This is a genomic window from Kitasatospora sp. NPDC057542 (genome assembly GCF_042801945.1).
In the GTDB taxonomy this organism is placed as follows: Bacteria; Actinomycetota; Actinomycetes; order Streptomycetales; family Streptomycetaceae; genus Kitasatospora.
Genome location: NZ_JBHVFE010000227.1, coordinates 1 through 13,819, shown reverse-complemented (window position 1 = coordinate 13,819; position 13,819 = coordinate 1). Strand labels below are relative to the sequence as shown.

Below are 13,819 nucleotides of genomic sequence, written 5' to 3'. Positions count from 1 at the left end.
GCTCCCGGCCGGCCCTGGGCGTCGTTGCGGCGTCAGTGCATCGCGACGGCGTCAGTGCATCGCGACGGCGTCAGTGCATCGCGATGGCGGAGGAGTCGCTCGGCAGGTCGCTGGCCTTGGCCTTGATCACGAAGACCGCGACCAGCAGGGCGAGCGCCGCGAGCGCGGCGCCCACGATGAAGCCGTGCGAAATGCCCTGGGTGAGCACCGTGTTGGCGGCGTCGGTGCCCTGCGGGAACTCGTGGTGCTGCTGGAGGTAGGCCAGCTGCTCCGGCTTCGCGCTCTCCATGAACTTCGGCAGCTGCGCGGCGGCCTCGGCCGTGGCGTAGTGCGCGAAGACCGTGGTCAGGATCGACAGGCCGAGCGAACCGCCGATCTGCTGCATCGAGTTGAGCAGGCCGGAGGCGGCGCCGGTCTCCTCGCCCGGGACGCCCGCGACGGAGAGCAGCATCACCGGGACGAAGATCAGACCCATGCCGAGGCCGAACACCACCGTGGGACCGAGCACCCCGTCCAGGTAGCCGCTGTCCTTGTTCATCTGGGTCAGCCAGGTGAGGCCGACGGTGACCAGCAGTGCGCCGCCCGCCATGAAGGGCTTCGGGCCGTACTTGGCCTGGAGGTTGGAGGCGATCTGTGCGGAGATGACGATCGCGACGCTGATCGGGAGGAAGGAGACGCTGGCCTTCAGCGGGCTGTAGCCGAGCGGACCCTGCACGAACAGCACGACGTAGAAGAAGATGCCGAACATGGCCGCGGCCAGGCAGAGCATCATCACCAGGCCGCCGGTGCGGTTGCGGTCGGCGAACAGGTGCATCGGGGTGATCGGCTGGTCGGTGCGGCTCTCGACCACGAGGAAGGCGGCGAGCAGGATCGCGCCGGCCGCGAAGGAGCCGAGCGTGATGCTGTCCGACCAGCCGTCCGAGGCGGCCCGGATGAACCCGTAGACCAGGCCGATCAGGCCGAGCGTCGAGGTAAATGCACCGGGCAGGTCGAAGCGGCCCGGGTGGCGCTCGGACTCGGCGATGTAGCGTGGCGCGGCGATCGCGATCAGGATCGCGATGGGCACGTTGACGAAGAACACCCAGCGCCAGTTCAGGTACTCGGTGAGCAGACCGCCGGCCAGCAGGCCGATCGCGGCGCCCGAACCGGCCACCGCCGAGAACACGCCGAACGCCCGGTTGCGTTCCGGCCCCTCGTCGAAGTTGGTGGCGATCAGGGCGAAGGCGGTCGGGGAACAGATCGCGCCACCGATGCCCTGGAGGGCGCGGGCGGCCAGCAGCAGGCCGCTGTCCTGTGCGAAGCCACCGAGCAGCGAGGCCAGGCCGAACAGCAGGGTGCCGAAGATGAACACCCGGCGGCGGCCGAGGATGTCACCCGCGCGACCGCCGAGCAGCAGCAGCCCGCCGAAGGTCAGGGTGTAGGCGTTGATGACCCACGACAGGTCGGTGGTCGAGAAGCCCAGGGCGTCCTTGATGTGCGGCAGCGCGATGTTCACGATGGTCGCGTCGAGGACCACCATGAGCTGGGTGGCCGCGATGACGGTCAGGGTGATGCCCTTGCCCCGCCCCTGGCTCGCCTGCGGTGGTGAGTTCTTGCTGAGCGTGTCGGATATAGCCACGAATGTGCCCCCTGCTGGCTATGTGCTCGGTGGTGCGGGTTCGGCGGAGTCGCCGGTCCGGGTTTGGCGCTGCGCCCTTGCGCAGGCCGAGAAGGAACGGGATCGTTCACTAATCGGGACGATATCCTGGCCATGATTGTGAACGCAAGCGTTCCTTAAGGATGGTGGCGATGGAACGGTTGGTGCGGCGCTTGGTGGCTGACCGGTCCGGTCGGTCGCCGGCCGGTTCGGTGGGCCCGGCCTCCGGGGAGGCGGCTGTTCGGCCTGCCGGGACTCGGCCTGCGGCTGTTCGGCCGGTGGAGGCGGGCGGCGGGCCGGTGGTCGCGGGGTCGGGCGCCGGCGCCGGTGTGGGGGTGGAGCCGGGTGCCCGGGTGGGGGCGGAGCCGGCTGTCGAGCCGGTCTTCTGTCCGGTGCGGGCCGCCCGCCAGGTGCTGACGCGGCCGGCACGGCGCCGGGGCAAGGAGTTGGAGAACGCGATCTTCGAGGCCGCGCTCGACCAGCTCACCTCCGGCGGATACGCGCGACTGACCATGGAAGGGGTCGCCAGTGCGGCGCGGACCGGGAAGGCCGCGCTCTACCGGCGCTGGGCGTCCAAGGACGAGCTCGTCATCGACGCCCTGGACGCCACTCTCCCACGCCCGTCCGACACCCCCGACCTCGGGTCCGCACGTGACGAACTCCTCCAGCTCGTCGAGGGGTTCACGCAGGCGATGACCTCCCGGGTGGGCTCCGCGCTCAACGCGCTGATGGGCGAGATCGACCACGAGCGGGCCGAGGTCTTCAAGGCCTTCATCACCGACCGGGTCATCGAACCGACCGCGCGGACCATCCTGGAGATCCTGCGCCGCGGTGCCGAGCGCGGCGACGTCCGGCCCGGCGCGGCCACCCCGCTGGTGGCGGACGTCATCCCGGCAGTGCTGCTCTACCAGGTCAAGATCCGCGGGCTGGAGGGCGTGGGGCCGGGCTTCGCCGGTCGGCTGCTGGACGAGGTGCTGGAGCCGATGATCCGGGCCTGAGGGCGGTGCCGGCCCCGAGGCGGTGCCGGTCCCGGGGCGGTGGCGGCCTCCGGGGGCGTGGTGTCGGGCTCGCGTGGCGGTGACGGGCCCGCGTGCCCGGGCGCCGGCCCCGCGTGCTCGGCTGTCGGGGGCCCCTTTCCGGGGAGGCGGATTCGGCGGTCGCGAGGCGGGCTTAGGCTGGAGGCTGCCCCAGTCGAACGGAATCCGCCATGCCCATCGTCCCCCCGACGCACTCCGTCGAACGCTCGCTCCGCCGGGCCGGCGCCAAGATCGTCGTCGGTCTCGACGAGGTCGGGCGCGGCGCCTGGGCCGGGCCGGTCACCGTGGGCGCGGCCGTCACCGGTCTGCGCAGGGCGCCGGAGGGGCTGACCGACTCCAAGCTGCTCACCGAGCTGCGCCGCCGCGCGCTCGCCCCCGTCCTCGCCGACTGGGTCACCGCGTACGCGCTCGGGCAGGCCTCCCCGCAGGAGTGCGACGAGTTCGGCATGACGGCGGCGCTGCGGCTGGCCGCCGTTCGGGCGCTGGAGGCGCTGCCGGTCGAGCCCGACGCGGTGATCCTGGACGGCAAGCACGACTACCTCGGCGGCCCCTGGCGGGTGCGCACGGTGATCAAGGGTGACCAGTCCTGCATCTGCGTCTCCGCCGCCTCGGTGCTCGCCAAGGTCCACCGCGACGGCCTGATGGCCGAACTGGGCGAGGGGTGCCCGGAGTACGGCTTCGCCGACAACGCCGGCTACCCGTCGCCGGTGCACCGGGCCGCGCTGGAGGAGCTCGGCCCCACCGAGCACCACCGGCTCTCGTGGGCCTACTTGGACGCACTGCCGAAGTGGCGTCATCTCAAGCGCGTTCGGGAGGGCGCGGGCGCCGGCCGGGGGTCCGTCGACGAACAGTTGACGCTCGGTTTCTGACGGTCCGTCTGGAATTGCCCGGGAGGGGGCGGCAGGAGGCCGGTGCCCAGTGGGTGGGGTGCCCGTGCGCGTCCGACCGGCATTTGATAGATATCCGGGTATGCCTGTCTTCCCCGAGGAGCCGGAGATTCACGAGAGCCTCCCGGGCCCCGGCGTTCCCTTCCCCCGCGAGTCGGACGCACAAGCCCCTGCCACCGCACCCACCACCGTCGCCGCCCCGGCTCCGGTGCCCGGCCCCCGTCCGGCGCCCCCGCGCCCGGCCCCGCCGCGCGCCGCCCGTCCGGGCCCGCCGCGACTGATCCCCAAGCCCGGGCCGGCACCGCGTCGCCCGGCCCCCGCCGCGCCGCAGGTGGAGGTCCAGCGGATCGCCGCCACCCCGGCACAGGCGGTGGAGCTCGCCGACGACGCGATCGACCGGCTGCTGGAGTCCGGCCGCAACCCGGGCGACGTCCTGGTGCTGACGGTCGGCGAGGCACACCCCTGGCAGCAGCACGAGCTCTCCTTCGGCGAGGAGCGTTACTGGGCGCAGCTCGCCGAGGGTGGGGACGTGTTCTACGCGGACGCAGCGCTGACCCGTCCGGTCCGCCGCGAGGTGGTCGTCCTGGTGGTCAACGGCGGACCGTCCGCCAAGGCCGCCAAGGCGTACACCAAGGCGCTCGGCCACGCGACCGCGCTGCTGGTGGTCTGCGGCGACGCTGGCCCGGCTGTCGTGGGCGCGGCCGATGCCGCGCCGGGCCGCCCGGTCAAGGCCTGACCGCAGTCGTCCACTTCGGGCCCGGTGCCGCCGTACGGTGCCGGGCCCGAGGTTCGTCCCGCGGTCCTTCGCGGTCGGTGGGCAGCGGGCCGTGGCTGACCGCCCCGCGGGGCCGGTCGCCGCTGACTCAGCGGGTGCCGGTGCGGCGGGTCGGTTCGGCCGCTGCGACCCGCGCCGGGACCCACGGGGCCTCGGACTGCGGGGAGCGGGCCGCGTCCTCTGCGCGCTTGGCCGGGTCGGCCGCCAGTTGGCGGGTGCGCTGGCTGCGCGGGGCGTCCAGCGCCGAGCGCGGCGGCAGTTCCGTCACGGTGTGCACCGGCCCGTCGGCCCACGAGCCCGCGTGCGGGTTGCGTCCGCCCCGCCCGTCGCCGAGGACCTGCCAGCCCGCCGGGGTGAGTCCGATGTACGCGCCGCAACGCAGTCCGTGCAGCACGGACGCGTCCCGCAGCGCCCACATCCAGGCGCCGTCCTGCTCCGTCCAGCCGGGTGCGCCGTCGCGGCAGCGCAGCAGCACGGCCGTCCGGGTCGGCTCGGGCAGCCGCAGGTCGTGCGGGATGATCCGGCGCAGGTGTGTCAGCAGGGCGTTGCGGTGCTGCCAGCCGTCCGTGTCGTGCGGCCAGGGGGTGAACGAGGCCGAGGCGACGAGGCGGTGGAGCGCGTCCAGGACGGCGACCGCGACGGTGCCCGGCTGGGGCAGGTGGCGCTGGTGCAGTTCCAGAACGAACTCGCGGGGGGCGCGCAGCAACGGGATCCCCGAGGCGGTCCAGGCCTCCAGATCCAGCACCCGTCTGGGTTCCGGGCTCCCGGAGAAGGGATTCTGACCTCGGCCGATACCGTTGATCACGATCCTCCTTCCTGGCCCGTGGGCAGGCGGGTGCCTGGGTACGCCGAAGGGCGGGTCCAGCGGACCGGGTCTCGGGTACCTTCCAATTCTCGGGGCATCGAGGGCAGAGCGGCAACGATGAAATGATGAACGCCATCCGATAGCCCATGGTCTGCCGGATATGTTCCACGGCGGGTCGAACGCTGCGGAGGCGCCTCCAGGCCTTGATCCACAGCGCTCGGAGGGCGGGGCGAACCACCACTGACATGGTGGCCACTCCTTTCTCGGGTCGGTCCACCGGTGTGATCGAAATCGCTTCGCTTGATCCTTTCCGTTAGGCCGTTCGGGTGAACAAGAAGGCTCCTTCGGCGGCCTTCCGCTGGCCCGTCACCCCTGTACGGCCAGCACCAGAGGCAGCACCGCGCTCGCCCCCGCTCGGCGCAGCAGCCGGGCGGCCACGGTGACCGTCCACCCCGAGTCGACGAGGTCGTCCACCAGCAGTACCGGCCCCCCGGCGGCGGCCACCGCCTGCTCCACCTCCGGCGGCAGGACCAGCGAGCCGGCCAGCGAGTGCAGCCGCTGGGCGCTGTTGCTGCGGGCACCGTGCGGGGGCAGCCCCCCGGCGTACCCGATCCGGCCGAGCAGCGGCAGCCGCCCGATCTCGGCGATCCGCGCGCCCAGGCTGCCGACCAGTTGGGGCCTGGTCGAGGAGGCCATCGTCACCACGCCGACCGGCCGCTCCAGCCGGGCGCCCTCCGTCGTCGCGGGCCCGGCCCAGCCGCCCGGGCCGCGGGCCCAGTCGGCGAGCACCGCCACCAGCGCGTCCACCGCCTCGCCGGGCACCGGCACGTCCGGCGCCTGCTCGGCGAGCAGGGTGCGCAGCCGGTTGCCCCAGCCGATGTCGGACAGCCGCCCCAGCGCCCGGCCGCTCTCCGCCTGCTCGCCCGCCGGGATCCGGCCCTTGAGCGGCACCCCGAGCGCGTCCATCCCGGTCGGCCAGAGCCGGCGCGGCTCGAAGCTCACGCCCGGGCGGCCGAGCGCGGCCCGGGCGGCCGCCAGCGTCTCGGCGGAGACGTCCGGAGTGTGCAGCGGCCCCGCGCAGTTGTCGCACCGCCCGCACGGCGCGGCCTGCTCGTCGTCCAGCTGCCGGCGCAGGAACTCCATCCGGCACCCCGTGCCCGCCGCATACTCGCGCATCGCCCGCTGCTCCGCCTCCCGGGAGGCGGCGACCTTGGCGTAACGGGCGGTGTCGTACTCCCAGCTCTGGCCGGTGGCCGTCCAGCCGCCCTTGACCCGGCGGACGGCACCGTCCACGTCGAGAACCTTGAGCATGGTCTCCAGCCGGGCCCGGCGCAGGTCCACCCGGGGCTCCAGAGCGGCGGTGGAGAGCGGCCGGCCGGCCGCGGCCAGTGCGTCGATGGTGCGGCGCACCTGCTCCTCCGGCGGGAAGGCCAGCGACGCGAAGTAGCGCCAGATCGCCTCGTCCTCGCGCCCGGGCAGCAGCAGCACCTCGGCCCGGTCCACCCCGCGCCCGGCCCGGCCGACCTGCTGGTAGTAGGCGATCGGCGAGCTGGGCGAGCCGAGGTGCACCACGAAGCCGAGGTCGGGCTTGTCGAACCCCATGCCGAGCGCGGAGGTGGCGACCAGCGCCTTGACCCGGTTGGCCAGCAGGTCGGCCTCGGCGGTGCGGCGCTCGGCGTCCTCGGTGCGGCCGGAGTAGGAGGCCACCGGGAAGCCGCGCTCGCGCAGGAAGGCCGTCACCTCCTCGGCCGCGGCCACCGTCAGGGCGTAGACGATGCCCGAGCCGGGCAGGCGGTCGAGGTGGTCGGCCAGCCAGGCGAGGCGGTGGGCCGGGTCGGGCAGGGAGAGCACGCCCAGGGTGAGGCTCTCCCGGTCGAGTGGCCCGCGCAGCACCAGGGCGTGCTCGTCGGTGGCGCCGGTGCCGAGCTGCTCGGCGACGTCCGCGGTGACCCGGGCGTTGGCGGTGGCGGTGGTGGCCAGCACCGGGACGCCGGGCGGCAGGTCCGCGAGCATGGTGCGCAGCCGGCGGTAGTCGGGGCGGAAGTCGTGCCCCCAGTCCGAGATGCAGTGGGCCTCGTCGACCACCAGCAGGCCGGTGGAGGCGGCGAGCTCGGGCAGCACCTGGTCGCGGAAGTCCGGGTTGTTCAGCCGCTCGGGGCTGACCAGCAGGATGTCGACCTTCCCGGCGGCGACCTCGTCCTGGATCCCGGCCCACTCGTCGGTGTTGGCCGAGTTGATGGTGCGGGCGTGGATGCCGGCCCGGCCGGCCGACTCGACCTGGTTGCGCATCAGGGCGAGCAGCGGCGAGACGATCACCGTCGGCCCGGCGCCGCGGGCCCGGAGCAGGGCGGTGGCGATGAAGTAGACCGCGGACTTCCCCCAGCCCGTGCGCTGGACGACCAGGGCGCGGCGGCGGTCGACCACGAGGGCCTCGATGGCCGTCCACTGGTCCTCGCGCAGGACGGCTCCGGGGCCGGCGAGCTCGCGCAGGACGGCCTCGGCCCGCGCCCGGACCTCGGCGCGGTCGGCGGTGGCGGTGGTGTGGGTGTCGGGCTGCTGCATGGCGTCCATGTAACCCCGTACCGCCGACAAGCGGCGAATGCGGGGGAGGGGAGACGGGGGAAGACGGGGTGTATTTCATCCGCTGGTCCGCTGAACGGCAGTCAAAATCCACTCGCGGGAGGGAGTGTCGGCTGCTCCGAATGAGCGAAGGGGAATTCGGAGGCGGAGTTATCCACAGGAAAAAAGTCGGTTCGGGCATCGTCCGCGGATTGCGTCCACTCTTGCGGCCATGAACGCGATGAACAACGAACACGTCATTCTGTCCCTCGGCCCGGCCTCCGGCTACGGGCCGGTCGTCATGCGTGGTCCGGCCGACATGGCCGAGCTGCTTCCGTACTTCCTGGGTTTCCACCCGGACGACTCCATCGTCGCGGTCGGGCTCCACGGGCCCGGCCTCCACCAGGGCGGGGTGATCCGGGCGGACCTGCCGCGGTCGCCCGCGCAGTGGCCGGCCGCGGCGGAGGAGACGGCCGCGCTGCTGGTCGCCCTCTCCGAGCGGCACGGTGCCCGGCCGCTCCAGGTGCTCCTCTACCTCTGCCAGGATCCCGGCACGACCCACGCACCGCCGGTGGTGGACGGGCTGCGGCCGCTGGCCGAGGCCCTCCGGGCGGCCTTCGGGCGCCGGGGCGTGGCGGTCAAGGAGTCGCTGTGCGTCTCGGACGGCCGCTGGTGGTCCTTCCTCTGCCGCGGCGACGGGTGCTGCGAGCCGGCGGGCAATCCGGTGCGGCGCAGCCCCGATCCCGGTCCGGCGGCCGCCGCCGCGACGGTCGCCGGCCTGGTGCCGCGCGGCAGCCGGAAGGCGATCATCGGCGGGCTGGATCCGATCGGCCCGCCGGAGGACGCCGCCCAGCGCGAGGCGCTCGCCCGGGCGGAGGCCGTGGACGCCCTCGCCCGGGAGCAGCGCATCGCCCTGCTCGACCAGGCCGTCGCCGAGTTCCGGGCCGGAGCCACGGAGCTCGACGCGGACCGGACGGCCCAGCTGCTGCTCGCCCTGCGGGACCGGCTGGTGCGGGACCGCGGCGTCGAGTACGCCCGGCCCGCCGAGCTGGCCCCGGCCGAGCGGCTCTGGCGTTTCCTCGCCCGGCGGGCCGTGCCGCCGTACGAGGGCTGTGCGGTGGCCCCGCTCACCCTGCTGGCCTGGACGTCCTGGGTCGCCGGGGACACGGCGACGGCCCGGGTCGTGCTCGGTCACGTCCTGCGGCTCGCCCCGGGCTACCTGCTGGCCGAGCTGCTCTACGAGTCGCTCAACGACGGCATGACGCCCCAGGGCCTGCTGGCCGCGGTCGAGGCCCAGCGGCGGCGGCGCGAGGAGCCCGCGGCCCCGGGGGCCCCGGTCGGCGAGCCGCTGCCTCCGGCGGGCGGGGCACCGAACACCGAGGCACCGCCGCCTGCCGAAGAGGCGCCGTCCCGTGGTGAGGAGGCCTCCGGGCCCGCTGCTCCGGGGGTGAGCGGGGCCCGCGGTGAGCGGCCCGGACGGGCCGCCGGTGGTCGGCGGCACCGGCGGGGCGGTCGCCGGAAGGGCTCGTCCACGGTGTCGGCACCGGCCGATCCGGGCCCGGGCGCCGCCGACGGCTCCGAAGGCCCGGAGTCGGACGGCGGCGGTGCCGGGGCGGTCGCCCTGCTGTCGGCGCCCGGACGGGCCGCGATGCCCGGGCACGCCCGGGCGGCCGGGGAGCGGTCCGTCCGGGGTCTGCGGCTCGGCCGGGCTGCGGCGTGTGCGCCGGCCGCAGCCCGCACCGGCCTCCACCGCTGTCGGGGCGTCCGGCGGGCGAGGGGAGGAGGGCACCGTGCGCGCTGAGCCGAACCGCGCCGCGGCGCCGGCCCGCAGGCCGCTACGCCTTGCCGTGCGCCATCTTGATCAGACGGTCCAGCACCGTGCCGCCGCTCACCCGAAGGCCGTCGTGCTCCCACTCGTTGGTGATCCAGGTCCGCAGGCCGCGCACCGCGCGGGCGGTCTCCAGCGAGTCGGCGGTGTCCACGTACATGTCGTCGTGGTACACCGCCGCCACGACCGGCACGGTGTTGTCGGCCAGCCGCGCCCGGTCGTACAAGTCGGCCCAGCCGGTGCGGGCGGCGAGCAGCTCCGCGGTCTCCTTCAGCGGGCGCAGCGCCGGGTCGGTGTCGAACATCCAGGGGTAGATCATCTCCCCGGTGAACAGCACCGGCGCGTCGGACTCCAGCGCGGCCCGGGCATCGAACTGCGGGAACTCCTTGCGGACCCGCTCGGCCGCCCAGGCGGTGCCACCCTGGTCCACCGACCGCTGGCCGTAGATCGACTCGTGCAGCACCGCGTACAGCGGGCCGCCCGCGAAGGAGAGCTGGGCCTGGGCGCCGGCCAGGAAGGTGTCGGAGAGCTCGGGCCCGGCCGCGCCCTCCACCCAGGCCTCCTCCAGCAGGTAGTGCAGCGTGCCGGAGCCGCTGCCGCCGCCGAGCAGCAGGCCGAGTGCCTGGAACGCCTCGACGGTGAGCAGCCCGCCGTCCGGCAGGGTCGCGGGGGCGTCGGCGAGGTGGGCTGCGATCCGGCGCACCGCCTGGACGTCCTGCGGGAACCGGGCGTAGTGGTCCTCGTTCTTGCGGACCACCCGCGGGTAGGCGGCGCGGTAGACGTCGTCGGCCGAGCTGCCGAGGCCGGCGAGGCCACCGGTGATGAAGGCCTCGGTCAGGCCCTCGGGGGCGATGGAGAGGTAGGTGAGGGTGCAGAAACCGCCGAAGCTCTGGCCGAGCACGCTCCAGCGCCGGTCGGCGCCGAGCAGCCGCTCGCGGATCAGCTCGGCGTCCCGGACGATCGAGTCCGCCCGGAAGTGGGCCAGGTAGTCCGCCTGCTCCTGCGGGCCGCCGCGCCGGGCGAGGGTCTGTCGGGTCGCGGGGGTGGACCGTCCGGTGCCGCGCTGGTCGAGCAGGAGCACCCGGTAGTCGTCCAGGGCGCGCTCCAACCAGGAGTCCCGGCCGAGCGGCCGGGCGGCCTTGCCGCCCGGGCCACCCTGGAGGAAGACCAGCCAGGGCAGGTCGTCCCGCTCGCGGCCTGCGGCCACCACCTCGCGGGCGTACACGTCGATCTGCTCGCCCTGCGGGGCGGCGTGGTCGAGCGGCAGCCGGAAGACGTGGTCGGTCGTGACAATCCCGGGCAGCCGGCTGATGGTGGACATGCAACTCCTCGGTCTCTGCTGGTCACAGCGGTCGCGTCGCGGTTCACGGGGTCACCGGGTGCGGGGGCCGCGACCCCCGCACCGTATCCTGGCGGCGGTCGAGCACCGGTTCGACCGCCCCGTCCGTCCGTCCGTCCGACCGACCGGACGGCCGAGCCCGGCCGACGTCCGGCCCGAGCCGGCCCGGCGGCGGTCCGAAAGGCGGGTGCCGGCTCCGGACCGTGGGCGGTGACGCGCCCCCTACCAGGCCCCGGTGACGGTGCGACGGACGCGGTACGACCGCCCGGCAGGGCCGCCCGGACCAGCGGCGCAGCGGCGGGGCGTGACCTGGTGGCGGTGCGCGGCGTTCACCCCCGGGGGCCCGCGCCCGGTTCGGGCGGGCCTGCCGGGCGGTGCGGACCCGACCGTCCGGGCACGGGCAGCTATCGGCCGCCGCGTGGTACCGCGACCGGTCGCCACCACGGGACCGGACGACCCGGCGGCCGCGGGCCGCGGGGGATGACGTCACCGGCAGGCCGGGGCGCCGGACCTGACGGCGTGCCGGGCACGGTGAGAGCCCCGGAACGAAGGCGCGGCGCGCCGGTACCGGCCCGGTACCGAGCACCGCATGGCACGACCCGCCACCGGGTACGGCCAGACACGGCACACCCGCCGACGGGACGGCCCCGCCGGCCCGGCATCATCAGCACGCGATCGAGCACGCTCGCGGCCCACCGGCCTGACCAGGCCACCGGACCGCCGAGGGGAGGAGAGTCCGGTGACCGCCATGAGGCCACCACAGGCCATGCCGGCCGAGAGCGTGGTCGGCGCGCCGCCCAGGGCGGTGGGCCGACCCGACCAGGCCCCGACGGCCGGGCCCGCGGCCCCGCCGCGCCCGCAGCCGCCCGCCGTCCACCACGCGGTGATCTGCGTCAACGCCCCGGCGATGGCCGCCTCCGGCCCCGACGGCCAGCTGCGCGGCCACGGCCTGCACGGCTTCTACCGCAACGGCGTCCGGGTGCTCGCCCGGATGGAGCTGCGGCTGGGCGGCATGGAGCCGTTGCCGCTCCAGGGCACCCTGACCAGCACCGCTCAGGCCCGCTTCCTCGGTGCCGTCCGCCTCCCCGGCGACCTCGACCCGGACCCTGCGCTCACCGTCGAGCGGCTGCGCCACGCGGACGGCGTGGAGACGGTGGTCGTGCGCAACACCGGTCCGCGGCTCGCCCGGCTGCCGTTGGAGATAGCCCTCGGCACCGATCTTGGCCCGGTCGCCGAGATCGCCGCCGGGCACCGCCAGCCCGACCTGCCGGGCCAGGTGCAGTCCGCCGGGCTGCGCTGGACGGGCACGGTGCACAGCGCCGTGGTCAGCGCCAAGCCCTCTCCGCACGCCGTCCTGGCCGGTGCCGGGGTGCTCCGCTGGGACCTGGAGGTCCAGCCCGGCGCCCGCTGGTCGGTCGAGCTGCACACCGAGCTGGAGAGTGCCGCCGGCGGCCCGCGCCCGCCAGGCGGCCGCGGCACCGGCGTCCCGCTGCCCTGGTCCGAGCCGGAGGTCCGCAGCGACGACGCTCGGGCCGCCCTGCTGGTCTCCCGCTCGCTGGACGCCCTCGGCGGGCTGCTGTTCGCCGACCCGGACCGCCCGACCGACCTCTACCCGGCCTCCGGAGCACCCTGGCGCTTCGGCCTCGCCCCGGCCGACGCGCTCTGGGCCGCCCGGCTGACCTTGCCGCTCGGCACCCGGCTGGCGGCCGGTACCCTCCGGGCGCTGGCCCGCCGTCAGCTGCTCGCCCCCGCCCCGGGCCGCACCGAGGGGCTGCTGCCCGGCGCCCTGCGCCACGGCGGTCCCGAACTGCCGCCCACGTGCACCGCCACCGAGGCCACCCTGCTGTTCGTCACCGTGTTGGCCGAGGCCTGGCGCTGGGGCCTGCCCCCGGCGGAGGTCGCCGAGCTGCTCCCGGCCGCCGAGCGGGCCCTGGCCGCCCTGCGCGAAGGTCTGGTCGACGGCTTCGTCACCGACCTGAGCCGCCCGTCCGAGGAGCGCTCCGTCCACCCGGTCGCCGTCCGCGCGGAGGTCCAGTCGCAGGCCCACCGCGCCGCCCTGCACGGGGCCGAGCTGCTGGAGGCCTTCGGCCGACCAGGTGCCGAGGACTGGCGCGGCTGGGCGGCCGCGCTGCGCGGGCGCTTCCGCGAGCGGTTCTGGGTCGACGACCTGTCCGGTGGCCGTCCCGCGGCCGGGCTGGCCCCGGGCGGCCAGCCGCTGCCCGCCGTGGCCTCCTCCCTGGTGCACCTGCTGGACACCGGGCTCGCCGACGACGGCGGCCGGCACGAGAGCCTGCTGGACCGCGAGCAGACCCGGCTGCTCGCCCAGCGCCTGGTCTCGCCGGAGCTGGACAGCGGCTGGGGCCTGCGCACCCTGAGCGCCAAGTCACCCCGCTTCAACCCGCTGGGCCACCGCGGCGGCGCGGTGCGGGTCCACGAGACGGCGCTGGCGGTCGCCGGACTGGCCGGGGCCGGTCACGAGAACGAGGCCGGCACCCTGCTGGAGGGCCTGCTCGCCGCGAGCGCCCACTTCGAGGGACGACTGCCGGAGATGTACTCGGGGGAACAGCGCACCCCCGGCTGCCCGCCGGTGCCGCACCCGGCAGCCTGCCGCCCGGCGGCGGTCTCCGCGGCCGGCGCCGTGCACGCGGTGTTCGCCCTCGCCGGGGTCCGGCCCGACGTTCCGGGCTGCCGGGTGCTGGTCCGCCCGGCCAGCACCGCACCGCTCGGCGAGCTGGAGCTGACCGGTCTGCGGGTGGCGGGCGAGCCCTTCTCCGTCCGGGTGAGCCGGATCGGCGTGGCGATGGTGGAGGAGGCATCCGCGGACCTGCAACTCGTCGCCCGCTGAGCCCGCCGCCATGCGCCCGTGCCCGCGCCCACGCCCGTGCCCATGGCGCCGGTGACGCCGGTCACCGACGCCGCGTCCGGCCCGCGTCCGGCCCGCGCAGGCCGGACG

At 75.3% G+C, this 13,819-nt stretch carries 9 protein-coding genes; 5 read left to right on the top strand and 4 right to left on the bottom strand.

What is annotated here, in order from left to right; genetic code table 11:
* Positions 1–70: 70 nt before the first annotated feature.
* A complete protein-coding gene (locus ACFU7Y_RS25740; protein ID WP_380769784.1) occupies positions 71–1,618 on the bottom strand; it encodes an MFS transporter in 1,548 nt (515 codons plus the stop codon).
* A 371-nt stretch (positions 1,619–1,989) separates the two neighbouring features.
* Between ACFU7Y_RS25740 and ACFU7Y_RS25735 the strand changes: the two genes are divergently transcribed.
* The 3 genes from ACFU7Y_RS25735 to ACFU7Y_RS25725 all read left to right on the top strand — a co-directional run bounded on the left by ACFU7Y_RS25735 (position 1,990) and on the right by ACFU7Y_RS25725 (position 4,296).
* A complete protein-coding gene (locus ACFU7Y_RS25735; RefSeq protein ID WP_224284265.1) occupies positions 1,990–2,634 on the top strand; it encodes a TetR/AcrR family transcriptional regulator in 645 nt (214 codons plus the stop codon).
* Positions 2,635–2,843: 209 nt separating this feature from the next.
* Positions 2,844–3,542, top strand: a complete 699-nt coding sequence (locus tag ACFU7Y_RS25730; RefSeq protein ID WP_224284264.1) for a ribonuclease HII — start codon at positions 2,844–2,846, stop codon at positions 3,540–3,542.
* Between the two features lie 100 nt (positions 3,543–3,642).
* A complete protein-coding gene (locus tag ACFU7Y_RS25725) occupies positions 3,643–4,296 on the top strand; it encodes a hypothetical protein (RefSeq protein WP_380769783.1) in 654 nt (217 codons plus the stop codon).
* Between the two features lie 127 nt (positions 4,297–4,423).
* On the opposite strand, the gene ACFU7Y_RS25720 is transcribed toward ACFU7Y_RS25725, so the two are convergent.
* Both ACFU7Y_RS25720 and ACFU7Y_RS25715 read right to left on the bottom strand, forming a co-directional pair.
* Positions 4,424–5,080, bottom strand: a complete 657-nt coding sequence (locus tag ACFU7Y_RS25720) for a hypothetical protein (RefSeq protein ID WP_380769782.1) — start codon at positions 5,078–5,080, stop codon at positions 4,424–4,426.
* Positions 5,081–5,506: 426 nt separating this feature from the next.
* A complete protein-coding gene (locus ACFU7Y_RS25715) occupies positions 5,507–7,702 on the bottom strand; it encodes a RecQ family ATP-dependent DNA helicase (RefSeq protein WP_380769781.1) in 2,196 nt (731 codons plus the stop codon).
* A 229-nt stretch (positions 7,703–7,931) separates the two neighbouring features.
* On the opposite strand from ACFU7Y_RS25715, the gene ACFU7Y_RS25710 reads away from it, so the two are divergent.
* Positions 7,932–9,500, top strand: coding sequence for a DUF4192 family protein (locus ACFU7Y_RS25710; protein ID WP_380769780.1), 1,569 nt, complete (start codon positions 7,932–7,934; stop codon positions 9,498–9,500).
* A gap of 34 nt (positions 9,501–9,534) precedes the next feature.
* Here the strand turns inward: ACFU7Y_RS25710 and ACFU7Y_RS25705 are convergent, their stop codons facing one another.
* Positions 9,535–10,848 carry an alpha/beta fold hydrolase gene (locus ACFU7Y_RS25705; protein WP_224285435.1) on the bottom strand — a complete coding sequence of 438 codons (1,314 nt, stop codon included), beginning with the start codon at positions 10,846–10,848 and terminating at the stop codon, positions 9,535–9,537.
* A gap of 766 nt (positions 10,849–11,614) precedes the next feature.
* On the opposite strand from ACFU7Y_RS25705, the gene ACFU7Y_RS25700 reads away from it, so the two are divergent.
* Positions 11,615–13,711 carry a glycogen debranching N-terminal domain-containing protein gene (locus tag ACFU7Y_RS25700; RefSeq protein WP_380769785.1) on the top strand — a complete coding sequence of 699 codons (2,097 nt, stop codon included), beginning with the start codon at positions 11,615–11,617 and terminating at the stop codon, positions 13,709–13,711.
* Positions 13,712–13,819 lie beyond the last annotated feature (108 nt).

Coding starts and splice junctions, on each gene's coding strand:
- ACFU7Y_RS25730 (WP_224284264.1), top strand. CDS start 2,844: ATGCCCATCGTCCCCCCGACGCACTCCGTCGAACGCTCGCTCCGCCGG.
- ACFU7Y_RS25725 (WP_380769783.1), top strand. CDS start 3,643: ATGCCTGTCTTCCCCGAGGAGCCGGAGATTCACGAGAGCCTCCCGGGC.
- ACFU7Y_RS25715 (WP_380769781.1), bottom strand. CDS start 7,702: ATGCAGCAGCCCGACACCCACACCACCGCCACCGCCGACCGCGCCGAG.
- ACFU7Y_RS25710 (WP_380769780.1), top strand. CDS start 7,932: ATGAACGCGATGAACAACGAACACGTCATTCTGTCCCTCGGCCCGGCC.
- ACFU7Y_RS25705 (WP_224285435.1), bottom strand. CDS start 10,848: ATGTCCACCATCAGCCGGCTGCCCGGGATTGTCACGACCGACCACGTC.
- ACFU7Y_RS25700 (WP_380769785.1), top strand. CDS start 11,615: ATGAGGCCACCACAGGCCATGCCGGCCGAGAGCGTGGTCGGCGCGCCG.